The organism is Arthrobacter sp. SPG23, from assembly GCF_000876655.1.
Lineage (GTDB): Bacteria > Actinomycetota > Actinomycetes > Actinomycetales > Micrococcaceae > Arthrobacter.
Map to the genome: position 1 here is coordinate 77,306 of NZ_JYCN01000015.1, position 24,136 is coordinate 101,441.

Genomic DNA, 24,136 nt, shown 5'->3' on the forward strand with positions numbered 1-24,136 from the left:
GACACGATTAGGAGTCGACCATGGCTGGCGCTCTGCGCAAGACAATGATCTATCTTGGGCTCGCCGATGGCGATGAACACTACGAGTCTGAGCACCACACACCGCAAAAGGACGAGGACGATTCAATGGAGCATGACCGCGAGGAACGCCGGGCACCGGCGCCCGTTCGCGAGGTCGCCCGTGAAACGCCGACTCCACACGCCGCCGAAGAGGAATATCGCGCACCTGTGACACCTATCAAGCGCGCGGCTTCGAGCCGCGAAGAGACCACCGGACTCCGCCAGATCACCACGATCCACCCGCGGTCCTACAACGACGCCAAACTGATCGGTGAAAGCTTCCGTGATGGCATCCCCGTCATTATGAACGTCACGGACATGGGCGAAGCCGACGCCAAGCGCCTGGTCGATTTTTCGGCCGGGCTGGTGTTTGGTCTCCGCGGCAGCATCGAACGGGTTACCAACAAGGTGTTCCTTCTCTCGCCGTCGTACGTGGAGGTCATCGGCGATGACAAGAAGGTCAGCGAGACACAGGCCAGCTTCTTCAACCAGAGCTAGCAGCGGACCAGTAAGGATGCCAGGCAGGCGACCTGTCTGGCATCTGTGCTGAAATAGATAAGAACGGCAACAGGACACTGCGGTATCCGGAATGAACATGGAGATATGAGTTAACTCATGGGAATTGTTTTCGGACTTGTCTATATCGCTTTACTATTCGTATTTGTGGCTTTGATCATCCGTTTGGTCTACGACTGGGTGCAGATGTTTGCGCGCGAGTGGAGGCCGAGGGGCGCCGCGCTGGTGGCGGCCCACACTGTCTACTCCGTCACAGATCCGCCCCTTAAGGTGCTGAGGCGCCTTATTCCGCCCCTCCGCTTGGGCGGGATTTCGCTGGATCTCGGGTTTTTGCTGTTGTTCATCGCTATCAGCGTGGCTATGGCAATCGTGAAGAATCTCGCGTAATTTTCATTACAGCTTGCGGCGCACTGACAGGCGGGAAACCGCCATCCACGGCATCGCGTAGAAACTCCGGTTTGACACCTCAGTGTTGAATTAGAGGAACCAGACCATATTTAGGTACCGTAGTTTTGACGGCCGGAAGGCCTACTGACTAACTAGACCAACGAGGTGACCAGATGGCTTTGACGCCAGAAGACGTTGTCAACAAGCGCTTTCAGCCGACCAAGTTCCGCGAAGGCTACGACCAGGACGAAGTTGACGACTTCCTGGACGAAATCGTCGTCGAACTGCGCCGCCTGAACCAAGAGAACGACGAGCTTCGCAAGAAGCTTGCCGAGAGCGGCTCAGGCACGCCCGCCAGCTCCGCAGCAGCGGCGCCGGTGGTGGAAAAGGTCCCCGCCCCGGTCAAGGCTGAAAAGGACGAGTCCCGGGCCAAGGCTGAAGCCGAGGCCAAGGCCGCTGAAGCCAAGAAGAAGGCTCCCGAGCCGGCAACGGCACTTGCTCCGGTTCCCGCCCCTGCTGCTCCTGTTGCGGCCAACGCGACGGCGGAGTCCGCAGCCGGCCTCCTCGCCATGGCACAGCAGATGCACGACAAGCACGTCGCCGACGGCCAGCAGCAGAAGGACAAGATCATCGCCGAGGCGCAGATCGAAGCCAGCAGCCTGGTCAACGACGCGCAGGAGAAGTCCCGCAAGATCCTGGGTGCCCTGGAGCAGCAGCGGTCCGTCCTGGAACGCAAGGTGGAGCAGCTGCGCGGCTTCGAGCGCGACTACCGTTCACGCCTGAAGGCCTACATCGAAGGCCAGCTCCGCGACCTGGACGCCCGCGGTTCCGTGGCTGCGCCCGAGGTTGGCGACGGCAGCCCCGCCGTTTAGCAAGTATTCTGAAAGCCGGTGGCTGAGGACTCCTCGGCCACCGGCTTTTGCCATTAACCGCCAACGGTGCGGTCCATGGCGGGCAGCAGCAACTTCCTTCCAGTCCCGGGACTGGCTCCTGAATGAAAGCTTTATGACTGACGAAACAGCACCTGCCGCAGCGCAGCCAGCAACGACCCAGGCCCGGCCGCGAAAGTCGGTCCTGCTGTCGCTCTTCGCCGGCTTCGCTGTCTTCGCCTATGTCTTCGACCAGCTGACCAAGCTGTGGGTCACAAGCACCATGGTGGAGGGGGAGCGTATTCCGGTGCTGCCCCCGTTGCTGCACTGGTATTACATCCGCAACTCCGGAGCCGCCTTTTCCATTGGCGAGAACGTGACCTGGGTCTTCACCATCATCATGGCCGGCGTTTCGATTGCCATTCTGTTGCAGCTGCGCAAACTCGGCTCGGCGTGGTGGGCCCTGGCCCTCGGCCTGCTCCTTGGCGGCGCCCTGGGGAACCTCACGGACAGGCTGTTCCGTGAACCGTCGTTCGCCATGGGCCACGTGGTGGACTTTATCCAGCTGCCCAACTTCGCGATTTTCAACATTGCCGATTCCGCCGTGGTGTCCGCCGTCGTGATCATCTGCCTGCTGACGCTCCGGGGCATTTCCCTCGACGGTTCACGGCTCCAGAAAACCGCGGAGGGCAAGGATGCCTGAGAAACTGACCGTTCCCGAAGAACTCGCCGGCATCCGCGTCGACGCGGGCCTCGCCAGGCTCATGGGAATCTCCCGCTCCCAGGCGGCCACCCTGATCGCCGAAGGCAATGTCAGCTCCGGTGGAAAGGCAGTGGGCAAGTCCCTGAAGCTGGCCTCCGGCGCCGTGCTGGAGGTCGTTGTTCCCGAACGGCGGGACCCGTTGGAAGTCGTGGAGGAAGTTGTGGAAGGCCTGAAAGTACTGCTGGACGACGAAGACTTCGTGGTTATCGACAAGCCGGTGGGCGTGGCCGCGCACCCGTCCCCGGGCTGGGTGGGACCCACCGTCGTGGGGGGACTCGCGGGGTTGGGTTACCGGATTTCGACGTCGGGTGCCCCCGAACGGGCGGGCATCGTGCACCGCCTCGACGTGGGTACGTCCGGGGTCATGGTGGTGGCCAAGTCGGAACGCGCCTACACGGCGCTCAAGCGCGCCTTCAAGGAGCGCACGGTGGACAAGGTGTACCACGCAGTGGTCCAGGGGCTGCCGGATCCCCTCGTGGGCACGATCGACGCGCCCATTGGCCGCCATCCGGGCCATGACTGGCGCTTCGCTGTCATCGAAGACGGCCGCGAATCCGTGACCCACTACGAGGTCCTCGAGGCCTTCGGTAAGGCATCCCTGGTTGAAGTGCACCTCGAAACAGGCCGCACCCACCAGATCCGTGTCCACTTTTCCGCCCTGCGCCACCCCTGCGCGGGCGACCTGACCTACGGGGCGGATCCGCGGCTCGCGGCGACGCTCGGCCTGACCCGGCAGTGGCTCCACGCCCGGCAGCTCGGCTTCGACAGCCCCCGCACCGGGGAACGCGTGACGGTCACCAGCGAGTACCCGCAGGATCTCGCGTACGCACTCGAAGTTCTGGCTTCCGGGGACGCCTGAGCCGGAACTGTCGCTGCCCGGCACTAGAATGGTCCGGTGACTTCCAGCAATGACTCGTTCGTCCACCTGCACACCCATACCGAATACTCCATGCTGGATGGGGCGGCCCGCCTGGGGGAGTTGTTCGACGAAACCGAACGCCTGGGGATGCCTGCCCTCGCCACGACGGACCACGGCTATCTTTTTGGTGCGTTCGATTTCTGGCGCAAGGCGACTGACAAGGGCATCAAACCGATCATCGGCGTCGAAGCCTATGTGACTCCCGGGACCGCCCGCGGCGACAAGAGCCGTGTCCGCTGGGGCGAGGAAAGCCAGCGCAAGGACGACGTCTCCGGCGGTGGCTCCTACACCCACATGACCCTGCTGAGCTACAACAACGTGGGCATGCGGAACCTGTTCCGGGCCTCGTCCATCGCGTCGTTGGACTCGGTCTTCGGCAAATGGCCCCGGCTGGACCGTGAGCTGCTGAACACCTACTCGGAGGGGCTCATCGCCACCACCGGCTGCCCGTCAGGTGAGGTCCAGACCCGGCTGAGGCTCGGCCAGTACCGCGAAGCCCTGGAGGCTGCTGCGGAGTTCCGCGACATCTTTGGTGCGGAGAACTACTTCTGCGAGCTGATGGACCACGGCCTGGACATTGAGCGGCGCGTCACGGGCGATCTTCTGCGCCTGGCCAAGGACCTGAACCTGCCGCTGGTGGCCACTAACGACCTGCACTACACGCACGAGCACGACGCGAAGGCGCATGAGGCCCTGCTGGCCATCCAGTCAGGTTCCACCCTCCTGGAACCGACCTACGACAACGGCGGCTCGCGCTTCGCCTTCTCAGGCAGCGGCTATTACCTGAAGTCACCGCAGGAAATGCGTGAACTTTTCCGCGACCACCCTGAGGCGTGCGACAACACGCTCCTGATCGCCGAGCGCTGCGAAGTGTCATTCAACACCGGCGCCAACTACATGCCCCGCTTCCCCTGCCCGGAAGGGGAGGATGAAACCTCCTGGCTGGTCAAGGAAGTCGACAAGGGACTCCACTACCGCTACCCCCAGGGCATCCCGGACAAGGTGCGCAAGCAGGCCGACTACGAGCTGGAAGTCATCACCTCCATGGGCTTCCCGGGCTACTTCCTGGTGGTTGCCGACTTCATCAACTGGGCCAAGAACAACGGGATCCGGGTGGGTCCCGGACGTGGCTCGGGTGCAGGCTCCATGGTGGCGTACGCGATGCGCATCACCGACCTTGATCCGCTGCACCACGGCCTGATCTTCGAGCGCTTCCTCAACCCGGACCGCGTTTCCATGCCTGACTTCGACGTCGACTTCGATGACCGGCGCCGCTCCGAAGTCATCGACTACGTCACTCGCAAGTACGGTGACGAGCGCGTCGCCATGATCGTCACCTACGGCACCATCAAGACCAAGCAGGCGCTGAAGGACTCCTCGCGCGTGCTGGGCTACCCGTTCAGCATGGGCGAGACGCTGACCAAGGCGCTGCCGCCGGCCGTGATGGCCAAAGACATCCCGCTGGCCGACATCCAGAACAAGGAAGCCAAGCGCTACGGCGAGGCCGGCGACTTCCGCCAACTGATCAGCACCGACCCCGAAGCTGCAAAGGTTTTCGAAACAGCACTGGGCATCGAAGGCCTGAAGCGGCAGTGGGGCGTGCACGCCGCCGGTGTCATCATGTCTTCGGACCCGATCATCGACGTGATCCCGATCATGCGCCGCTTCCAGGACGGCCAGGTCATCACCCAGTTCGACTATCCGACGTCCGAAGGCCTTGGCCTGATCAAGATGGACTTCCTGGGCCTCCGAAACCTCACGATCATTTCGGATGCCCTGGAAAACATCAAAATGAACCGCGGCATCGAACTCGACCTCGAAACCCTGGCCCTCGACGACACCGCGTCCTACGAGCTGCTGGCCAGGGGCGACACCCTCGGCGTGTTCCAGCTTGACGGCGGCCCCATGCGCTCCCTCCTCAGGCTGATGAAGCCTGACAACTTCGAAGATATCTCCGCGGTGCTGGCGCTCTACCGCCCGGGTCCCATGGGCGCCAACGCGCACACCGACTACGCGCTGCGTAAGAACAAGATCCAGGAAGTCATTCCGATCCACCCGGAGCTTGAGGAACCGCTCTCCGAAATCCTCGGCGGCACCTACGGGCTGATCGTGTACCAGGAGCAGGTGATGGCCGTGGCGCAGAAGCTCGCCGGCTACTCCCTCGGCCAGGCAGACATCCTGCGCCGCGCCATGGGCAAGAAGAAGAAATCAGAGCTCGACAAGCAATTCGCCGGCTTCTCCCAGGGCATGCAGGACAACGGTTACTCCATGGAAGCCGTGAAAACACTCTGGGACATCCTGCTCCCGTTCTCCGACTACGCCTTCAACAAGGCGCACTCGGCCGCCTATGGTGTGATTTCCTACTGGACCGCGTACCTGAAGGCGCACTATGCGCCGGAGTATATGGCCGCACTGCTGACCTCGGTTGGCGATGACAAGGACAAATCGGCGATCTACCTCAACGAATGCCGGCGCATGGGCATCACGGTGCTGCCGCCCGACGTCAACGAGTCAGCCCTCAACTTCACCCCTGTGGGCAACGACATCCGCTTCGGCATGGGCGCCATCCGCAACGTCGGCGTGAATGCCGTCGAAGCCATGGTGGCGGCGCGTGAAAAGGAAGGCGCCTACACGTCCTTCAAGGACTACCTGATGAAGGTGCCCGCGGTGGTCTGCAACAAGCGCACCATTGAATCCCTGATCAAGGCCGGTGCCTTCGACTCCCTGAACCACCACCGCCGGGCACTGGCCATGATCCACGAAGAGGCCATTGACTCCGTCATCACCCTCAAGCGCAACGAGGCGATCGGGCAGTTCGACCTCTTCGCCGGTTTCGACGAAGCCGAATCCGAGGCGTCGCTGAGCATCGAAATCCCCGACCTGCCGGAGTGGGAGAAGAAGGACAAGCTCTCCTTCGAACGCGACATGCTGGGGCTCTATGTCTCGGACCATCCGCTGCAGGGCCTTGAGGGATTGCTGAGCCAGCACGCGGACCAGTCCATCACCTCGATCATCGCGGAGGACGGCCCGCACGACGGCGCCATCATCACCATTGCGGGCATGATCACCTCGCTGAGCAGGAGGATCGCGAAGGCCAGCGGCAACGCCTATGCCCGAGCGGAAATCGAGGACCTGGGCGGTTCCATGGAGGTCATGTTCTTCGGCCAGGTCTACGGTCCCATTGCGTCCGTTCTCGCCGAAGACCTGATCGTGGTGGTCAAGGGAAGACTGCAACGGCGCGACGACGGCGCCGTCGCCCTGAACTGCATGGAGCTGTCCGTCCCGGACCTCAGCGAGGGCCTGAACGGGCCGTTGGTGATCACCATGCAGACTCACAAAGCCACCGAGGCCGTGGTGACGGAGCTGGGAGACGTGCTCAGGACGCACCGGGGCAACTCCGAAGTCAGGCTGCACCTGCAGGGGGACACCAGGGTGGAAGTGATGGCGCTTCCGGTCCATCTGAGGGTCAACCCGAGTCCGTCCCTCTTTGGCGACCTGAAAGTGCTCCTCGGACCGACCTGCCTGGACAGCTAGTTGCCGGAACCTTCCGTGAAGCCGGCACCGGGCACGGCGGTGATTTCCGGTGCCGGGCGCGGGTTCGGCGCCGCACTGGCGGCCGTCCTGGCAGCTGAACAGTGGACGGTCTACGGCATCGTCCGGCCGGGATCCGCGGCGACCACCGGGCCCGGCGGCGGCGTGCGGTTCCTGGAATGGGACATTGCGCATTCGTGCCCGGAAGACGTGGCAGAGGTGCTTGCAGGAGCCAGCATCGACGTCGTGGTGAACAATGCGGCGGTGGGCAGCAGCCACAAGGCGCTCGGCTCAGTTGACGCCGCTTCCCTCTCCCGGCTTCTGGACAACAACGTCGCAGGCGCCGTGCGGGTGACCCAGGCATCCCTCGCCGGGCTGCTCCGGCCGGATCAAAGCGGCCGCAGGCCCCTCGTGGTCAACGTGTCATCCAGGCTGGGTTCGGCAGCACTGCAGGCGAAGGGCGCATTCGCCGGCTTCGGGACGAGCTATGGCTACCGCCTGAGCAAGGCGGCGCTCAACATGCTGACGCTGAGCCTGCATGAGGAATTTGGTGCGGAAATGGACGCATGGTCCGTCCACCCCGGGGTGCTGAAGACCGGAATGGGACGCGCAGGAGCGTCGAAGGAGCCCGCAGTGGCGGCCACGGAGCTCCTGCGCGAGTTCAACGACCACCGCGGCACCGGTCCGCGGTTCTTCGAGCTGGGCTCGTCCGTGTCCCTGCCCTGGTAGCTCCCTAGATTTCGTAGTCGAGGGGAACAGGCTGGCCGTAGGCGCCCGAATGGTAGAGCAGCGGTGAGCCGTCCTGGCCCACCTGTCCTTCCACGACCTCCACAACGACAACCGCGTTGTTCTCAAAGGAGAGGCGCATCTGTATCTTGCCGATCAGCCAGCCCGCCACGTCCTTGAGGATGGGCACTTCGTGGGGTCCGAGTTCCCAGTGGTCGCCTTCAAAGCGGTTCTTGGTCCGCGCGAAGCGGTCGGCGAGTTCCTGGTTGTCCAGGCCAAGCATGTGGACACCGATGTGCGTGGTGTTGGCTATGGCGGGCCAGGAGCTGGAGCTGCGGGCCATGTTGAAGGTAAAGCGCGGCGGCTGGGCCGACAGGGACGCCACGGAGGTGGCCGTGAATCCGTACGGGGTGCCGTTGTAGTTCACCGTGATAATCGCCACACCGGCCGCATGCCGTCGGAACATCTCCTTGAACGTGCCTTCGAAGGCTGCCTCGTCTGAGGTCACTGTGATCTAACTCCCTGCTGAAATAATCCTGGGTGGGTCTTGCTAGCCAGCGTATGGGGCGCCCGGTGCTGTGCGTGACTTGGTTACCTGCCGCGTCACTTGTTTAACGGCCGTGAACGTTTGTTAATGTTTGTTTCATGACACAGCCATCAGGCACCGGCCCGGTTCCGCAGAATCCGAAGCATTCCGGGGATCACGGCAACCCGCCCGCCTATGGTGAACTTTACCGTGGTGACGGGCCTTCATGGCGTCTGCCGGCCCTCATAGCCGTTGCCGGGATCCCGGTAGGACTTCTGTGGTGGCTGCTGGCGCCCGGCGGCCTGAACCTTTTGTCCGGCGATCCCTCCCTGGCCACCGGCACGAATGCCGAAGGCTGGCTTCCCAGGGACCTCGTGCTGGCCGGCCTGTTCCTGTTGGCGGGTTGCGTGACCGGGTTCCTCCTTAACGGAAAACGAACCGGGGTCCCCGCGCCCGCTGCGGTGCTCTTCGCCGTAGCCGGCGGGGCACTCGGCGGACTTATCGCATGGCAGACGGGGGTCCTGGCGGGGCAATGGTGGGGCCCGGACGAAGACACTTCCCGGAACGCCAGTATCGCGTTCTCGCTCCGCGCCTTCGCTGTGTTGGCCATCTGGCCGGCGGCGGCGGCGATCGCGGTTTTCGTGGCAAACCTGTTCAGCCTCCTGGGCAAACCGCCGGCGCAGGACACCTAGGAGTCTGCAGCCCGGCGAATCAGCCCTTCCGGGGCAAAAGCCACCAGGGAACGAAGCTGCCGCCCAAGGCACGTAAAATGGGCGGGTGACCATTTCTCCCGACAGCCCTGCTCAGACCACCGCCCCGGCCATCGACTACCGCACCATTGACCTGCGCGGTCAGCGCCTGTCCCTGGCCGGACTCCGATCGGCTGTTCCCCGCGCCCGGCACCAGGCCATGGCCGACGCCGAACAGAAGGTCACGGACATCATCACTGCGGTCCGCTCGCGGGGCTTCGCGGCGCTGAGTGAATTCGCAAAGACGTTCGACGGCGTCGAGCAGGAGCACCCGCGCGTGTCCGGCGCAGCGCTGCGCGCAGCCCTGGAGGAGCTGGACCCGGCAGTGCGGGCCGCGCTGGAAGAATCGATCAGCCGCGCGCGCAAGTTCGCTGACAGCCAGCGGCCGGCAAACGTCGACGTCGAACTGGGCGAGGGCGCCGTCGTAAGCCAGAACTGGGTGCCGGTGGGCCGCGTGGGGCTGTATGTTCCCGGCGGGCTGGCGGTCTACCCGTCGTCGGTCATTATGAACGTCGTGCCTGCGCTGGCTGCCGGCGTTGCCTCCATTGCCCTGGCCTCGCCTCCCCAGAAAGACTTCGGGGGACTCCCGCACCCCACCATCCTGGCCGCAGCGGCGCTGCTGGGCATTGATGAGGTGTACGCCATTGGTGGCGCCCAGGCCATCGCGGCTTTTGCCTACGGTGTTCCGTCGGATAACGCGGAGGCAGCCCTGGATCCGGTGGACGTGGTGACCGGGCCCGGGAACATCTTTGTTGCCACGGCCAAACGGCTGGTCAAGGGTGTGGTCGGCATCGATTCCGAGGCCGGCACCACGGAAATCGCCATCCTTGCGGACAGCAGCGCCCGCCCGTCACTGGTGGCCGCTGACCTCATAAGCCAGGCCGAACACGATCCCAAGGCAGCCTCGGTCCTCATCACCGACTCAGAGGACCTTGCGGAGGCCGTCCGCGCGGAACTTGCCGTGCAGGCGGGCTTGACCAAACACTCCGCGCGGGTGCGGGAAGCCTTGTCCGGCCCACAGTCCGGCGTGGTGCTGGTGGATAACCTGGAACAGGGAATCGCAGCCTGTGACGCTTACGCTGCGGAGCACCTTGAGATCATGACGGCGGATGCCCCGGTTGTTGCTGCCCGCATCCGCAACGCGGGAGCGATCTTTGTAGGGGACTACAGCCCCGTCAGCCTGGGGGACTACTGCGCCGGGTCCAACCATGTGCTGCCGACCAGCGGCACGGCAGCTTTCTCTTCCGGCCTCAACGTCACCACGTTCCTGCGTGCCATCCAGGTGGTCAACTACAGCAAGCCTGCCCTCGAAAAGGTCAGCGGCTACATCGTCAGCCTCGCCGGAGCAGAGGACCTCCCGGCCCACGGCGAGGCCGTGACGGCGCGATTCGCCTAGGGCGGCTAACCACTACATGTAGTAATTACAGGCTTGTTATTCAGCTACATGTAGTCGTAAACTAGGGTGCAAGAAGTACTAGTCCGCCGAGCTGAAGTTCGGCCGGTTCAAGCTCGGCCAGGGGAAGGAAATGACGTGTACTGCCCGTTTTGCCGTAACCCTGATTCCCGCGTGGTGGACAGCCGGATGGCAGACGACGGCTCCGCCATCCGCCGCCGCCGACAGTGTCCCGAATGCGGACGGCGCTTCACCACCGTCGAAACCACCAGCCTCACGGTGATCAAGCGCTCCGGCGTCGGCGAGCCGTTTAGCCGGAGCAAGGTGATCAACGGCGTGCGGAAAGCCTGCCAGGGCCGGCCCGTGACCGAAGATGACCTTGCGATGCTGGCGCAGGAGGTCGAGGAAACAATCCGCGCTTCCGGCGCTGCGGAAATCGATGCCCACGAGGTGGGCCTGGCCATCCTCAGCCCGCTCCAGAAACTGGACGAAGTGGCCTATCTCCGCTTCGCCAGCGTCTACCAGGCCTTTGAATCGCTGGAAGACTTTGAGACCGCCATTTCCATCCTTCGCCATGAAGCGGAAGTCGAAGCCAAGGCGGCAAAGGGCAAGAAGTCCGAGAAGAGCCCGCTCTAGACTCCGGTGGTGGCAGCGGAGGGGAAGCCGACGCCACCACCGGCACCAGCCCCCGGATTCCCGTTGCGGTCAGCGGCCGCCGGCGACGGGAGTACGGCTCCGGTAATGTAGCCGGCTTCGCCCGACAGCAGCCACACCACCGCTCCCGCCCGTGCCGAGCCGCCTTATGGCTTCCTGGCAGACGTAAATCAGTAGTTGACCAGAACGGCGTAACCGGCCCGTGCGGCGCGGTGGGCAATGGCGGCGCCGATTCCACGGCTGGCCCCGGTGACTATGCCAACGTCCCCCGGGGTGGCAGTCATGGAACCGGCAGCCCGCCTACTTGGCCAGTTTGTGCGTGAGTGCAACCTCGATGGCGGCGCCCACAATGCCGGCGTCGTTCTTGAGCTCTGCCGGGACGATCTTCGTGCGCAGCTTCATGTGTGGAAGGTACTCGTCGGCCCGCTTGGAGATGCCGCCGCCGACGATGAAAAGCTCGGGGGAGAAGAGGAATTCGACGTGCGAGAAGTAGCGCTGGAGGAGCACGCTGTACTCTGTCCAGCTCAGCCCGTCGCGTTCCCGGGCTACGGCAGAAGCCTTGCTCTCGGCGTCAAAGCCATCGATCTCAAGGTGGCCGAGCTCGGCGTTCGGGACCAGCTTGCCGTTGAAGATGAAGGCCGAGCCGATCCCCGTTCCAAGGGTAATCACGAGGACTGTCCCGGAGACACCCGCACCGGCGCCGTAGCGGGCTTCGGCGAGGCCGGCGGCATCGGCGTCGTTGATGACCTCCACCGGCCTGCCGAGGCGTTTGGTCAGCAGGGTGTCAATATCCGTATTGAGCCAGGTCTTGTCGACGTTGGCCGCGGAATGGACCACCCCGTGCTGGATGATGCCGGGGAACGTCACTCCGATCGGCGAGTCGGGGGACGGCGCGTCCGGCCGTGCGTCGAGCTCAGCGACCACCGCGGCGACCGTTTCGGCGACCGATTCAGGCGTCGCGGGCTGCGGCGTCGGAACGCGGAAGCGGTCGCCCACGAGCTTGCCCTTTTTGAGGTCGACGATGCCGCCCTTGATTCCGGTTCCGCCGATATCGATTCCGATCAGCGGGGCGTTCTTGGTTGACTTGTCGTCCTTCTTGGCCAATGTGATTCCGTTCGTGGCTGTGGGCGGGCAAAGGGTTTACAGGCAAAAATTCCGGCGGGCCGGGAGGGTCATCAGGGCAGGGTAAGGATTTCTGCGCCGGATTCGGTGACGAGGAGGGTGTGCTCGAACTGGGCGGTGCGCTTGCGGTCGCGCGTCACCACGGTCCAGTCATCGGCCCACATGTCCCACTCAACCGTACCGAGGGTCAGCATCGGTTCAATGGTGAACACCATGCCCGTTTCCATGACCGTGTTGTAGGCGGGAGCGGCGTCGTAGTGCGGAATGATCAGGCCGGTATGGAAGGCCTCGCCAACGCCGTGGCCGGTGAAATCCCGGACTACGCCGTAGCCGAAACGCTTGGCGTAGGACTGGATGGCGCGGCCGATGACGTTGATTTCACGTCCGGGTGCCACGGCCTTGATGGCACGGTTGAGGGATTCCTTGGTGCGCTCCACCAGGAGCCTGGACTCTTCATCCACATCTCCCACCAGGAACGTGAAGTTCGTATCGCCGTGGACACCCCCGATGAACGCGGTGATGTCGATGTTCAGGATGTCGCCGTCCTGGACCACCGTGCTGTCCGGTATGCCGTGGCAGATCACTTCGTTCAGCGACGAGCACAGCGACTTGGGGAAGCCCCGGTAGCCCAGCGTGGACGGATAGGCATGGTGGTCCAGCAGGAACTCGTGGCCGATCTTGTCCAGCTGGTCTGTCGTTACGCCGGGTTCGATGTGTTTGCCGACCTCGACGATGGCCTGGGCGGCGATCCGGCTGGCAACCCTGATCTTCTCGATGGTCTCCGCGGATTTCACCTCCGAGCCGGTGAACTTCTCCGGACCCGGCCTGCCCACATACTCGGGGCGGGGAATTGACGCCGGGACAGGCAGCTGCGGGCTGACGGTTCCCGGGACCAGCGTGCCGGTGGGTGCAGTCGAGGCAAGAGAAGGCATAGATTGATCATATAAGCAGGCACAGAAGCCCATGTAACGGACAGCCGGATCGGAACCCGATGACGCCCTACGTTACGTGGATCACTTTCAGCGGGCGCGGAGCCTGAACGATGCGAGGAGCAGCGATGACCGAGTACTGGTACAACGTCAAGACCCATGAGGTGGAAGAGGACGCCATGTCCGACTGGACGCAGCTGATCGGGCCGTACAAGACGCGCGCCGAAGCCGAGCATGCGCTGGAGAAGGTCAAGGCACGCAACGAGTCTTGGGAAAAGGGCGACGAAGACTAAGTCGCCAACCAGGCGGAGCTAACCAGGCGGAGCGAACCACGCGGCGCGGCCTGGGCGCGGCCCGGCGTCCGGCTAGAACGAGTGCTCGGGGCCGGGGAACTGGCCCGTCCGTACATCGTCTCCGTAGGCCTTGGCCGCATTGCTCAGCGACGTGCGCAGGTCAGCATATTGTTTGACGAACTTGGCCATTTTGCCGCCGCGAAGTCCCGCCATGTCCTGCCACACCAGGACCTGGCCGGTGGTGGTGTTGCCTGCGCCGATGCCCACGGTGGGAACTGCAATGGCGGCATCAACGGCTGCGGCGGTGGCGGCCGGGACCATCTCCATCAGGACGCTGAAGGCGCCGGCGTCGGCGAGTGCCACGGCATCATCGATCAGACGCTGCGCGTCATCGCCCCGGCCCTGGACCCGGTAGCCGCCCAGTGAATGCTCGCTCTGCGGGGTGAAGCCGATGTGCGCCATCACCGGAATGCCGGCCTGGACCATGGCCCGGACGGTGTCCGCGTAGAACTTGCCGCCTTCGATCTTCACGGCATGGGCAAGTCCTTCCTTCAGGAAGCGGACTCCGGTGGCCACGGCCTGCTCGGCCGAGACCTCGTAGCTTCCGAATGGAAGGTCGGCGACCACCAGTGCACGTTTGGCTGACCTCGCCACGGCGCGGCACAGCGGAAGGAGCTCGTCCACGGTGACCGGGAGGCTGGTTTCGTTACCGAACACGTTGTTGGACGCGGAGTCCCCGACCAGGAGCACCTCGATGCCCGCTTCGTCGAAGATCTCGGCCGTGTACTGTTCGTAGGCCGTCAGCATGGCAAAGTGCTCACCTTTGTCCTTGGCCTGCTGCAGGTGATGGGTCCGGATTCGTGCCACGGGCTTTTTGGCGGTGTCCGACGGCGTTGCGGGCGCGTCGGCGGGACCGTTGCCGTAGGGAGCAGGTACTTCAGCGGACATGCTGGAATCGGAACTGTTGCTTGTGGCCATGGCTAGAGCGTAGTGCGGTACTGCGCGTCCTAGCTACCGGACTGTCCGCCCGTTCCGGTGAATCGCGTCACAAAGCGGCGCCCCCGAAGGCCGGTAGCGTCCCCGGAGCCCGGTTCAGCGTGCCGGTCTGCGTGTTAACGCTGTGTTACGCGGAGGTCCGGCTCCAACATTCGGCGGGAATGCTTAGTAAAGTGAATCGTGAGCTGCCGCCGGCTCTATGGAATACGGACCCGGGGCATCAAAATGTTGATCCGGAGAAGAGGCCATAATGGACCGCCAGCAAGAGTTTGTCCTGCGGACGATCGAAGAGCGAGATGTACGGTTCGTGCGTCTGTGGTTCACGGATGTCGTGGGTTCACTCAAGTCTGTTGCGCTTGCCCCCGCCGAAGTTGAGGGCGCCTTCGAAGAAGGCCTGGGCTTCGACGGCTCTGCGATCGAAGGCCTGGCCCGCGTGTTCGAATCGGACATGCTGGCGCAGCCGGACCCTTCCACGTTCCAGATCCTGCCGTGGCGCGGGGAAACCGAACAGACCTCGCGCATGTACTGCGACATTCTGACGCCCGACGGCGAGCCCTCCGCTGCGGACCCCCGCAACGTCCTGAAGCGGACCCTTGCCAAGGCCGCAGACATGGGCTTCACCTGCTACACCCACCCCGAGATCGAGTTCTACCTGCTGAAGTCGCAGGAGCCGGGCCCGGACGGCTCGCCCGTCCCTGTCGACGAGGGCGGCTACTTCGACCACGTCCCCGGCGGCGTCGCACAGGATTTCCGCCGCACCGCGGTCACCATGCTCGAATCCGTGGGTATCTCCGTCGAGTTCAGCCACCACGAAGCCGGTCCCGGGCAGAACGAGATCGACCTCCGCTACGCGGACGCGCTGCAGACGGCGGACAACATCATGACCTTCCGCACCGTCATCAAGGAAGTGGCCCTGCAGCAGGGCACCTACGCCACCTTTATGCCGAAGCCGTTCACCGCCCACCCGGGGTCCGGCATGCACACGCACTTCTCGCTTTTCGAGGGCGACACCAATGCCTTCTATGAAGCCGGTGCCGAGTTCCAGCTGTCCAAGACGGCCAAACAGTTCATCGCGGGCATCCTCAAGCACGCCCCCGAGTTCACGGCCGTGACCAACCAGTTCGTGAACTCGTACAAGCGGCTGTGGGGCGGCGGCGAGGCGCCCAGCTACCTGAGCTGGGGCCACAACAACCGCTCAGCGCTGGTGCGCGTCCCGCTGTACAAGCCGGGCAAGGGCCAGTCGGCCCGGATCGAATACCGCGGCATCGATTCCGCAGCCAACCCCTACCTCGCTTATGCGGTGCTGCTGGGCGCAGGGCTCAAGGGCATCGAAGAGGGCTACGAGATTCCCGCCGCCGCCGAGGACGACATCTGGTCGCTGAGCTCGGCCGAGCGCCGCGCCATGGGTCACGATCCGCTGCCGGCGAGCCTGCACGACGCGATCAGGACCATGGAGGACTCGGAGCTCATGCCGCAGATCCTTGGCGAACAGGTCTTCGAGTACTTCCTGCGCAACAAGCGCGCCGAATGGCAGGACTACCGTCTCCAGGTGACGCCCTACGAGCTGCAGCGTAATCTCGGCATCCTGTAGGGGGCAGAGGTGAGCCTTGCCCGTCGCCTGATCTCCGCCGGTTTCAGTGACCTGGAAAAGGGGGAGCGGTTCCTGGCTGCCCGGGAACTGGAAGGGATTGACCAGGAGGCACTGTTCGCGGGCTTCCACCTGGCTGCCAACCCGGACACCGCGCTGCAGTCGCTGGTGCGCCTGATCGAAAAGCATCCCGACCTTCGGAAACTCGCTGCCGCGGACATTGACACGAGCGAGCCGCTCTACCGGGTCCTGGGCGCCTCGGAAGCCCTGGGCGAGTTCCTGATCCGCCACCCGGAGCACCTTGACGCTTTTGATGTGGTGGCGAGCCCTGAGCCGGTCGCCGCGGATGCGGGGGAACTGAGGTCGAGGCTCCTGCGGTCCGTGCAGGCCGACCCGAAGGCGCGCAGGCCCGTGGCCGGACTTTCCGGCCCGGACGCCTACGTGGCCCTGCGGACCGCGTACCGCAGGGGCGTGGTGGACCTGGCGGTTAAGGATCTGTGTGCCGCCGATCCGCTGGACTTCATGCCCGCCGCGGGCGCCGAACTGGCGGATCTCGCGGGCGCGGCCATCGAAGCGGCCCTGGCCGTATCGCGGGCGGAAGCAGGGGAGCAGTTCGACGCGGCGGAAGTAGCCGACGTCGGGCTGGCCGTTATCGGCATGGGCAAATGCGGCGCCCGCGAACTCAACTACATCTCCGACGTCGACGTCATCTATGTGATCGAGGCTGACGGACTCGACGACGCCCGTGCCAACACCATTGGCACCGCCCTTGCCACCGGGATTTCGCGGGCCATCATGTCCATTGGCCGGGAACCCGGCCTGTGGGAGGTGGATGCCAACCTGCGGCCCGAGGGCAAATCGGGACCGCTGGTGCGGACGCTGGCGTCACATCAAAGCTACTACGCCCGGTGGGCCGAAAGCTGGGAGTTCCAGGCACTCCTGAAAGCGCGGACCATTGCCGGGGATGCGGAGCTGGGCGCCCGGTACGAGGAAGCGGTCCTTCCCCTGGTCTGGGGTTCGGCGAACCGGGAAGGTTTCGTGGAGTCCGTGCAGGCCATGCGCCGGCGGGTCACGGACAACATTCCCGCGGAGGAGGAACAGCGCCAGATCAAACTGGGCCGCGGCGGCCTGCGGGACGTCGAATTCACGGTCCAGCTGCTGCAGTTGGTGCACGGCAAGGCCGATGAATCCCTCCGTCAGCGTGACACCACCTCGGCCATCGCGGCGCTCTCGGCCGGCGGCTACATCGGGCGGACCGACGCCGCCGAGTTCGACCACGCCTACCGGTACCTGCGGCTCCTGGAGCACCGGATCCAGCTCTTCCAGCTGCGCCGGACCCACCTGATGCCGGTGAGGGAAGAGGCACTGCGCGCCCTCGCGAAGGCTGTGCTGGGTCCGTTCGCCCGTGAACGCCCGCATCCCGATGCCCTGCTGGCGGCCTGGCAGAAGACCAAACGCTCCGTCCGCGAACTGCACGAGCGAATCTTCTACCGCCCGTTGCTGAACACTGCCGCCAAGCTGAGCAGTGAAGAGGCGCGCCTGACCCCGGAAGCAGCACAAGGCCGGCTGGCCGCCCTTGGGTATCTGGATCCGCGCGGCGCCATGCGGCATATTGAGGCTCTCACCGCCGGCGTCAGCCGCCGTGCCGCCCTGCAGCGCCAGCTTCTGCCCATCCTGCTCGGCTGGCTCGCCGACGGTGTGGACCCCGACGCCGGTCTGCTGGGTTTCCGCCGCGTCAGCGAGGCGCTGGGAACAACGCACTGGTATTTGGGGATGCTGCGGGATTCGACGGCGGCCGCCGAGCGGCTATGCCATGTGCTCTCCAATTCCAGGCTGATCACTGACCTCCTGGAAGTTTCCCCGGAATCGGTGGCGTGGCTGGGGACTGACAAGGATTTGGCCCCGCTGGGATTCGAGGCCCAGTGGTTGGAAATCACGTCGAAAATGTCCCGGCATGAGGATCCGGAAAGCGCCATGCGGCTCATCCGGCTGATAAGGCGCCGGGAGATTCTGAGGGTCGCCATTGCGGACAGCGCAGGCCTGCTGGACCAGGACCAGGTGGGCTCTGCCCTCGCGGACACGGACCGCGCAGCCGTGCTGGGAGCCCTCCGCGTTGCCGAAGGAATCGTGGCTGCGGCGGGTCCCCTGAAGACGAAGGTCCTGGTGGTGGCAATGGGCCGCCAGGGCGGCCGGGAAATCGGTTATGGTTCGGATGCGGACGTTATGTACGTGCACCGCGGGCTGCCGGGGGTCTCCGATGAGGAGGCGCAGAACCAGGCCGCGCAGATCGTGGGACACATTTCGAACCTGCTGACGCAGCCGCTCAAGCCCGCCATCCTGGCCGAACGGGTGCTGATGGTGGATGCCGACCTGCGGCCTGAAGGCAAGAGCGGCGCCATGGTCCGTTCCCTGGATTCCTATGCCGAGTACTACCGCCGGTGGTCGCTGGTCTGGGAAGCCCAGGCACTCCTGAGGGCCCTGCCCATCGCGGGGGATGACGATCTTGCCGCCGACTTCGTGGAGCTGATCGACCCCATCCGCTATCCGGCCGAACTTTCGGAGAAAGACGTGCGGGAAATCCGCCGGGTCAAAGCCAGGGTGGAAGCAGAGCGGCTGCCCCGGGGCGCGGATCCCGCACGGCACCTGAAGCTGGGCCGGGGCGGCCTGAGCGACGTCGAGTGGCTCGTCCAGCTGCTGCAGCTGCAACATGCGGGCAAACACCCCGAACTGCGGACCACGTCCACTGTGCCGGCCCTGGAAGCCGCGGCCTCACTCGGATTCCTGGAGCGGGGCGAGGCCGAACTCCTGCTGCAGGCATGGCGCCTTGCGAGCCGCATCAGGTCGGCCAACGTGATTTGGACCGGCCGCGCGTCCGACCTCCTCCCCTCGTCCCGCAGGGACCTGGAGGCCGTGGCCCGCTGGTGCGGCTACCAGCCCGGCAAGGCGGCAGCGCTCGAAGAGGACTATTTGAGGCTCAGCCGGCGCGCCCGCGCGGTGTTCGAGCGGGTCTTTTACGGGCAGTAGCCGGAGACGGGGCACAGGATCTCCGGTGCAACGGGCCAAATGCGAGTAGCCTCGAGGTGTACTTTTCCGGTCTTCGGACCGGTTGCCGCATTTACCAAGGGGTTGTATCAACTTGCCCAGACTCCAAAAGACCGTCGCCGCCAGGCCGCGGACGGCCACGGTCATCGGAGCATTGCTGGCCTTGGCCGCAATGCTCTTCAGCGCCGCAGGTGCCGCCGCGGCACCGGCGGACACACCTGCCGCCACAGCGGCTGCCGCCGGTTCAGCGCAGCCGGCCGCCGCGCCGTCGAGCCTTTCCGGGAAGACCTTCGTGATCGGCACGGACACCACGTTCGCGCCGTTTGAGTTCCGTGACGCGGGCGGCGAGCTGACCGGCATCGACATGGACATCATTCGTGAGATCGCCACGAACCAGGGTTTCGCTGTTGAGATCAAGTCGCTCGGCTTCAACGCCGCCCTGCAGGCGCTCTCCTCCAACCAGGTGGACGGCGTCATCGCCGGCATGTCCATCACCGAGCCCCGCAAGCAGATCTACGACTTCTCCGACCCCTACTTCGAGTCGGGCGTTCAGATGGCCGTTGCCAAGTCCAACACGGACATCAAGGGCTACGAAGACCTCAAGGGGAAAACCGTCACCGCCAAGACCGGCAGTGAAGGCGAAACGTTCGCCAAGTCGATCGCCGACAAGTACGGCTTCACGGTCAAGTCCCTGGACCAGTCCGCCACCATGTACGAACTGGTGAAGTCAGGGAACGCTGTTGCCGTTTTCGACGACTACCCGGTCCTGGCCTACGGCATCAGCCAGAACAACGGCCTCAAGGCTGTGTCCGAAAAGGAAAAGGGCGGCTCCTACGGCTTCGCCGTCAACAAGGGCCAGAATCCGGAACTGCTGAAGGCATTCAACACCGGGTTGGCGGAGCTGAAGTCCAGCGGCAAGTACCAGGAAATCCTGGACAAGTATCTCAAGGACCCCACGCAGGCTGCAGAATCCAGCTTCTGGGACCTGCTGGCCAACAGCTTCCCGGCACTGATGAAAGGCCTTGGCAACACTGTCCTGGTCACCGCTATCTCCTTCGCCCTGGCCATGCTGATCGGCCTCTTCATGGGATTCCTGAAGATCTCCACCAGCGTGGTGCTCCGCGGGATCGCCACCACCTTCGTCAGCATCTTCCGGGGAACCCCGCTGCTGGTCTGGGCCTTCTTCTTCTACTTCGGCATTCCCCAGCTGACCGGCCAGCCGATCGACATCTGGGTGGCGGGCGTGCTGACGCTCAGCCTCAACGCCGGCGCCTACATCACCGAAATCGTCCGCGGCTCCATCCAGTCCGTGGACCCGGGCCAGCTCGAAGCCAGCCGCAGCCTGGGGCTCGGGTATGCCAAGTCCATGCAAAAGGTGGTGGTGCCGCAGGCCTTCAAGATCATGACGCCCTCCCTGATCAATCAGCTGATCATCATGCTCAAGGACAGCTCGCTGCTGCTTGCCATCGGTTTCGCCGAACTGTTGTACCAGGGCCAGCAGATTTACGCCGGAAACTTCCGGATCACCGAGACCCTGCTGATAGTGGCGGTCATGTACTTCGTGGTCATCATGCTGCTGACCAAACTGGCCAACGTTGCGGATAAGAGGTTCAACAAATGAGCACGGCAGTCACTGCACCCAGCAAGATCTCCGTCAAGGAGCTGACCAAGTCCTTCGGTTCCAACCAGGTCCTCAAAGGCATCAACGCCCAGGTCGCCGAAGGCGAGGTGGTCTGCGTGATCGGGCCATCCGGGTCGGGCAAGTCCACCTTCCTGCGGTGCCTGAACAAGCTGGAGGACATCACCGGCGGCCACGTCACGGTGGACGGCTTCGACGTCACCGACCCCAAAGTGGACATCAACGAGGTCCGGCGGCACATCGGCATGGTCTTCCAGCACTTCAACCTGTTCCCGCACATGTCCGTGATCGAGAACATCATGCTGGCACCCGTGGAGTCCAAGAAGCAGGGCAGGGACGAAGCGCGGGCCAGTGCTCTGAAGCTGCTGGAACGCGTCGGACTCGCCGAAAAGGCGGATGCCCGCCCGGCCTCCCTCTCCGGCGGCCAGAAGCAGCGCGTGGCGATCGCCCGGGCGCTGGCCATGAATCCGGACATCATGCTCTTTGACGAGGCTACGTCCGCACTGGACCCCGAAATGGTGGGCGAGGTGCTGCAGGTGATCAAGGACCTTGCCCGCGACGGGATGACCATGGTGCTGGTCACCCACGAGATGGGCTTCGCCCGCGAAGTGGCGGACCGCGTGCTGTTCATGGCCGACGGCGTCATCTGCGAGCAGGGACGCCCGGAGGATCTATTCGGCAACCCCCAGCAGCAGCGCACCCGGGATTTCCTCTCCAAAGTCCTGTAACGGCGGGGTCCGGCGGGGAGCGTCCCGGGGCAGACAGGCCGTTACCGGCCCGGAGGCCATCATGTCCCGGGGTGGCGGGGCACCCGCAGGTGTTGGGTACGCTTCTTTTATGCCTGACGACGTGTGGCTCATCGCCCTGAAGAACCTCGACGACGACGCGCGGGCAATCAAGCTCGGCGAAATCGCGGAACTGGAGCTCGCCGCCGGACAGCAGGACTTCGCCGGCGATCCGCTGCGCATGATGCTTGTGGCGCTGGAAGAGGATTCACGCGTCCCCTACGTGGTGGACTCCGGCGGTGCAGCAGTTGGGGTGTTGACGCTCCAACGCGGCGCGGCATCGCTCGCCGGCTGGGCCGATGACGGGTCAGTGTGGCTGCTGCGCGGATTCCTCATCGACCGCCGCCGCCAAGGCCAGGGACTGGGCACCCTCGCGGCCTCTGCAGCGGTGCGGGAAGCCGCGAAACTGACGGCCAGGCTTCGCGGGGGAGAGGCCGGCGTCGTCCTTTCCGTGAACGAACGCAACCCCGCCGGTCAGTCGGCGTACCGCAAAGCGGGATTCGAGGACGGGGGGCAGTACCTCGGCGGAAACGCCGGGCCGCAGCGGACCATGTACCGGGCCTTCTGAGCCGCCGCGGCGGTCGCCAGTGCGTCAACTTGGGTTGACGCTGGCTTTGCCGTCAACTATGGTTGACGGCAGGAGGTGGGCCATGAAAACACTCATCGGTTCAATGGACGGCAAGGGCCCGGCGGAGGCGCTGTACGCTGTCGCGGAGCTCCACAAGGACCTCGCGCGCACTGAAACGGAAGCTGTGCTCCGAGCGCGTCAGGCGGGACTTTCCTGGGAGGCCATTGCCGTGTGCCTCGGCGTGAGCAAGCAGGCTGTCCATAAGAAGTACGGCAAGCGGTGAGATAGTTCGCCCGTGCAGCCGGGACCGTATTGAAATGTTGGGCCTGCGCGATTTGAATGTTGGGCCTGCGACACAAAAAAGTCCGCATGTACTGCCGTGGCAGCACATGCGGACTTTTCAGTGGACTAAACGGGGTTCAGGTCCGGGCTGACTAGACGCCGTAGTACAGCTCGAACTCGTACGGGTTCGGGCGCAGGGAGAGCGGACGGATCTCGTTCTCGTACTTGTACTCGATCCAGGTGTCGATCAGGTCCTGGGTGAACACGCCGCCGGCCTGCAGGAACTCGTTGTCCTCGGCCAGTGCATCCAGGGCTTCCTCGAGGGTGCCCGGAGCCTTGGGGATGTCCTTGGCTTCCTCGGCGGGGAGCTCGTAGAGGTCCTTGTCGATGGGAGCCGGCGGTTCGATGCGGTTGCGGATGCCGTCAATGCCGGCCATCAGCTGGGCAGCGAACGCCAGGTACGGGTTGGACGAGGGGTCCGGAGCGCGGAATTCGATGCGCTTGGCCTTCGGGTTGGAGCCCGTGATGGGGATGCGGATACCGGCGGAGCGGTTGCCCTGCGAGTAAACCATGTTTACGGGAGCTTCGAAGCCCTTGACCAGGCGGCGGTACGAGTTGACCGTCGGGTTGGTGAACGCGAGGACGGCGGAGGAGTGCTTCAGCAGGCCGCCGATGTACCACCGTGCCATGTCGGAGAGACCGGCGTAGCCCTTTTCGTCGTAGAACAGCGGCTCGCCACCGTTCCACAGCGACTGGTGGCAGTGCATGCCGGAGCCGTTGTCACCGAAGACGGGCTTCGGCATGAAGGTGACCGACTTGCCCCAGGCGTCGGCGGTGTTCTTGATGACGTACTTGAACTTCTGCAGGTCATCCGCCGCGTGGGTCAGCGTGGTGAACTTGTAGTTGATCTCAGCCTGGCCGGCGGAGCCGACTTCGTGGTGGCTGCGCTCGACCTCAAGGCCGGCTTCGTCCAGGGCAACACACATGGCGTCGCGCAGGTCGGCCTGCTTGTCAGTGGGGGAGACCGGGAAGTACCCGCCCTTGACGGGGGTCTTGTAGCCCAGGTTTCCGCCTTCTTCTTCGCGGCCGGTGTTCCAGTGGGCTTCTTCGGAGTCGATCTTGTAGAAGCTGCCCTGCGGGGAGGACTGGTACTGGACGTTGTCGAACACGAAGAATTCGGCCTCGGGAGCGAAGAACGCGGTGTCTGCGATGCCGGTGGATGCGAGGTAGGCCTCAGCCTTCTCCGCCACGCCGCGCGGGTCGCGGTGGTAAGGGTCACCGGTGCGGGGGTTCACGATGGAGAAGTTCAGCGCGAGGGTCTTTTCCATGCGGAACGTGTCCAGGAACGCCGTGGTGACATCCGGGATGAGCTGCATGTCGGACTCGGCGATGCCCTGGAAACCGCGGATGGACGAACCGTCGAAGAGCTGGCCGTTGATGAAGAAGTCTGCATCAACGCTCTTGGCCGGCACGTTGAAGTGCTGCTGCACGCCAGGAAGGTCGGTGAAGCGGATATCGACGAACTTAATATCTTCGTCCTTGATGAACTTGAGGACCTCGTCCGCAGTCTTAAACATCTATGCTCCTTACGCATAAGTAATAACTGGCTGGAAAGCCATATGGTCCAGCGCAATCCGACGGCGCGAAAACACAAAAGTGTCCCCGCTCCTAGCTCGCTAGCAACTGTTACCACCCTAGGGACACGGGATTTCCCGTCCGTGTCCGCTATGTTTCCGGCAGGTTACATAACCGCCTGATATGTAAACGCTATACGGTGTCCACACTGTGGTCCATCCGCAT

At 64.2% G+C, this 24,136-nt stretch carries 22 protein-coding genes; 17 read left to right on the top strand and 5 right to left on the bottom strand.

What is annotated here, in order from left to right; translation table 11 throughout:
• The first annotated feature begins 20 nt into the window (after positions 1-20).
• The 7 genes from TV39_RS08095 to TV39_RS08125 all read left to right on the top strand — a co-directional run bounded on the left by TV39_RS08095 (position 21) and on the right by TV39_RS08125 (position 7,773).
• Complete coding sequence (locus TV39_RS08095; RefSeq protein WP_043480469.1) at positions 21-557, top strand: cell division protein SepF; 537 nt, start codon at positions 21-23, stop codon at positions 555-557.
• Between the two features lie 117 nt (positions 558-674).
• Entirely contained in the window at positions 675-962 is a 288-nt protein-coding gene (locus tag TV39_RS08100) for a YggT family protein (protein ID WP_043480470.1), read from the top strand.
• A 173-nt stretch (positions 963-1,135) separates the two neighbouring features.
• Complete coding sequence (locus TV39_RS08105) at positions 1,136-1,834, top strand: DivIVA domain-containing protein (protein WP_043480474.1); 699 nt, start codon at positions 1,136-1,138, stop codon at positions 1,832-1,834.
• Between the two features lie 133 nt (positions 1,835-1,967).
• Complete coding sequence (gene lspA / locus TV39_RS08110) at positions 1,968-2,534, top strand: signal peptidase II (protein ID WP_043480477.1); 567 nt, start codon at positions 1,968-1,970, stop codon at positions 2,532-2,534.
• Positions 2,527-3,453: an RluA family pseudouridine synthase gene (locus tag TV39_RS08115; RefSeq protein WP_043480480.1), complete on the top strand. Its 927-nt coding sequence runs from the start codon at positions 2,527-2,529 to the stop codon at positions 3,451-3,453. Before lspA ends, TV39_RS08115 begins: the two co-directional genes overlap by 8 nt.
• Positions 3,454-3,489: 36 nt before the next feature.
• A complete protein-coding gene (gene dnaE, locus TV39_RS08120; protein WP_043480484.1) occupies positions 3,490-7,047 on the top strand; it encodes a DNA polymerase III subunit alpha in 3,558 nt (1,185 codons plus the stop codon).
• A 15-nt stretch (positions 7,048-7,062) separates the two neighbouring features.
• Positions 7,063-7,773, top strand: a complete 711-nt coding sequence (locus TV39_RS08125) for an SDR family NAD(P)-dependent oxidoreductase (RefSeq protein WP_160292486.1) — start codon at positions 7,063-7,065, stop codon at positions 7,771-7,773.
• Between the two features lie 4 nt (positions 7,774-7,777).
• Here TV39_RS08125 and TV39_RS08130 read toward each other — a convergent pair whose 3' ends face one another.
• Complete coding sequence (locus TV39_RS08130; RefSeq protein WP_442853489.1) at positions 7,778-8,236, bottom strand: flavin reductase family protein; 459 nt, start codon at positions 8,234-8,236, stop codon at positions 7,778-7,780.
• A 179-nt stretch (positions 8,237-8,415) separates the two neighbouring features.
• Here TV39_RS08130 and TV39_RS08135 point away from each other — a divergent pair, with 179 nt between their 5' ends.
• The 3 genes from TV39_RS08135 (at position 8,416) to nrdR (ending at position 11,074) form a co-directional block, all read left to right on the top strand.
• Positions 8,416-8,988, top strand: a complete 573-nt coding sequence (locus TV39_RS08135; protein WP_043480493.1) for a hypothetical protein — start codon at positions 8,416-8,418, stop codon at positions 8,986-8,988.
• An 85-nt stretch (positions 8,989-9,073) separates the two neighbouring features.
• Positions 9,074-10,441 carry a histidinol dehydrogenase gene (hisD, locus tag TV39_RS08140; RefSeq protein ID WP_043480496.1) on the top strand — a complete coding sequence of 456 codons (1,368 nt, stop codon included), beginning with the start codon at positions 9,074-9,076 and terminating at the stop codon, positions 10,439-10,441.
• Between the two features lie 135 nt (positions 10,442-10,576).
• Positions 10,577-11,074 (top strand): transcriptional regulator NrdR, encoded by a 498-nt coding sequence (gene nrdR / locus TV39_RS08145; RefSeq protein ID WP_043480499.1) that lies wholly within the window; start codon positions 10,577-10,579, stop codon positions 11,072-11,074.
• Positions 11,075-11,392: 318 nt separating this feature from the next.
• On the opposite strand, the gene ppgK is transcribed toward nrdR, so the two are convergent.
• Positions 11,393-12,196, bottom strand: coding sequence for a polyphosphate--glucose phosphotransferase (gene ppgK / locus TV39_RS08150; RefSeq protein ID WP_043480501.1), 804 nt, complete (start codon positions 12,194-12,196; stop codon positions 11,393-11,395).
• Positions 12,197-12,267: 71 nt separating this feature from the next.
• The gene (gene map, locus TV39_RS08155; protein ID WP_043480504.1) at positions 12,268-13,146 is read right to left on the bottom strand and encodes a type I methionyl aminopeptidase; all 879 of its coding nucleotides are present in this window, start codon (positions 13,144-13,146) and stop codon (positions 12,268-12,270) included.
• A gap of 125 nt (positions 13,147-13,271) precedes the next feature.
• Here map and TV39_RS22015 point away from each other — a divergent pair, with 125 nt between their 5' ends.
• Complete coding sequence (locus TV39_RS22015; protein ID WP_144406352.1) at positions 13,272-13,436, top strand: SPOR domain-containing protein; 165 nt, start codon at positions 13,272-13,274, stop codon at positions 13,434-13,436.
• Positions 13,437-13,508: 72 nt separating this feature from the next.
• Here TV39_RS22015 and panB read toward each other — a convergent pair whose 3' ends face one another.
• Positions 13,509-14,414, bottom strand: coding sequence for a 3-methyl-2-oxobutanoate hydroxymethyltransferase (panB, locus tag TV39_RS08160; RefSeq protein ID WP_043480506.1), 906 nt, complete (start codon positions 14,412-14,414; stop codon positions 13,509-13,511).
• Between the two features lie 268 nt (positions 14,415-14,682).
• Between panB and glnA (TV39_RS08165) the strand changes: the two genes are divergently transcribed.
• The 6 genes from glnA (TV39_RS08165) (at position 14,683) to TV39_RS08190 (ending at position 22,337) form a co-directional block, all read left to right on the top strand.
• Positions 14,683-16,023: a type I glutamate--ammonia ligase gene (gene glnA / locus TV39_RS08165; RefSeq protein WP_043480507.1), complete on the top strand. Its 1,341-nt coding sequence runs from the start codon at positions 14,683-14,685 to the stop codon at positions 16,021-16,023.
• A gap of 9 nt (positions 16,024-16,032) precedes the next feature.
• Positions 16,033-19,044 carry a bifunctional [glutamine synthetase] adenylyltransferase/[glutamine synthetase]-adenylyl-L-tyrosine phosphorylase gene (locus TV39_RS08170; protein ID WP_043480509.1) on the top strand — a complete coding sequence of 1,004 codons (3,012 nt, stop codon included), beginning with the start codon at positions 16,033-16,035 and terminating at the stop codon, positions 19,042-19,044.
• A gap of 112 nt (positions 19,045-19,156) precedes the next feature.
• Positions 19,157-20,683, top strand: a complete 1,527-nt coding sequence (locus tag TV39_RS08175; RefSeq protein WP_043480512.1) for an amino acid ABC transporter substrate-binding protein/permease — start codon at positions 19,157-19,159, stop codon at positions 20,681-20,683.
• The gene (locus TV39_RS08180; protein WP_043480514.1) at positions 20,680-21,429 is read left to right on the top strand and encodes an amino acid ABC transporter ATP-binding protein; all 750 of its coding nucleotides are present in this window, start codon (positions 20,680-20,682) and stop codon (positions 21,427-21,429) included. Before TV39_RS08175 ends, TV39_RS08180 begins: the two co-directional genes overlap by 4 nt.
• A 109-nt stretch (positions 21,430-21,538) precedes the next feature.
• Entirely contained in the window at positions 21,539-22,054 is a 516-nt protein-coding gene (locus TV39_RS08185) for a GNAT family N-acetyltransferase (protein WP_043480516.1), read from the top strand.
• Positions 22,055-22,136: 82 nt separating this feature from the next.
• On the top strand, positions 22,137-22,337 hold the full coding sequence (locus TV39_RS08190; protein WP_144406353.1) for an AsnC family protein: 201 nt from the start codon (positions 22,137-22,139) through the stop codon (positions 22,335-22,337).
• Positions 22,338-22,488: 151 nt separating this feature from the next.
• On the opposite strand, the gene glnA (TV39_RS08195) is transcribed toward TV39_RS08190, so the two are convergent.
• Positions 22,489-23,913: a type I glutamate--ammonia ligase gene (glnA, locus tag TV39_RS08195; RefSeq protein WP_011691460.1), complete on the bottom strand. Its 1,425-nt coding sequence runs from the start codon at positions 23,911-23,913 to the stop codon at positions 22,489-22,491.
• Positions 23,914-24,136: the final 223 nt, after the last annotated feature.

Excerpts from the sequence above, each read along its gene's own strand:
- TV39_RS08095 (WP_043480469.1), top strand. The coding sequence starts at position 21 with ATGGCTGGCGCTCTGCGCAAGACAATGATCTATCTTGGGCTCGCCGAT.
- TV39_RS08100 (WP_043480470.1), top strand. The coding sequence starts at position 675 with ATGGGAATTGTTTTCGGACTTGTCTATATCGCTTTACTATTCGTATTT.
- TV39_RS08105 (WP_043480474.1), top strand. The coding sequence starts at position 1,136 with ATGGCTTTGACGCCAGAAGACGTTGTCAACAAGCGCTTTCAGCCGACC.
- lspA (WP_043480477.1), top strand. The coding sequence starts at position 1,968 with ATGACTGACGAAACAGCACCTGCCGCAGCGCAGCCAGCAACGACCCAG.
- TV39_RS08115 (WP_043480480.1), top strand. The coding sequence starts at position 2,527 with ATGCCTGAGAAACTGACCGTTCCCGAAGAACTCGCCGGCATCCGCGTC.
- TV39_RS08130 (WP_442853489.1), bottom strand. The coding sequence starts at position 8,236 with ATGTTCCGACGGCATGCGGCCGGTGTGGCGATTATCACGGTGAACTAC.
- TV39_RS08135 (WP_043480493.1), top strand. The coding sequence starts at position 8,416 with ATGACACAGCCATCAGGCACCGGCCCGGTTCCGCAGAATCCGAAGCAT.
- map (WP_043480504.1), bottom strand. The coding sequence starts at position 13,146 with ATGCCTTCTCTTGCCTCGACTGCACCCACCGGCACGCTGGTCCCGGGA.
- TV39_RS22015 (WP_144406352.1), top strand. The coding sequence starts at position 13,272 with ATGACCGAGTACTGGTACAACGTCAAGACCCATGAGGTGGAAGAGGAC.
- panB (WP_043480506.1), bottom strand. The coding sequence starts at position 14,414 with ATGGCCACAAGCAACAGTTCCGATTCCAGCATGTCCGCTGAAGTACCT.
- glnA (WP_043480507.1), top strand. The coding sequence starts at position 14,683 with ATGGACCGCCAGCAAGAGTTTGTCCTGCGGACGATCGAAGAGCGAGAT.
- TV39_RS08180 (WP_043480514.1), top strand. The coding sequence starts at position 20,680 with ATGAGCACGGCAGTCACTGCACCCAGCAAGATCTCCGTCAAGGAGCTG.
- TV39_RS08185 (WP_043480516.1), top strand. The coding sequence starts at position 21,539 with ATGCCTGACGACGTGTGGCTCATCGCCCTGAAGAACCTCGACGACGAC.
- TV39_RS08190 (WP_144406353.1), top strand. The coding sequence starts at position 22,137 with ATGAAAACACTCATCGGTTCAATGGACGGCAAGGGCCCGGCGGAGGCG.
- glnA (WP_011691460.1), bottom strand. The coding sequence starts at position 23,913 with ATGTTTAAGACTGCGGACGAGGTCCTCAAGTTCATCAAGGACGAAGAT.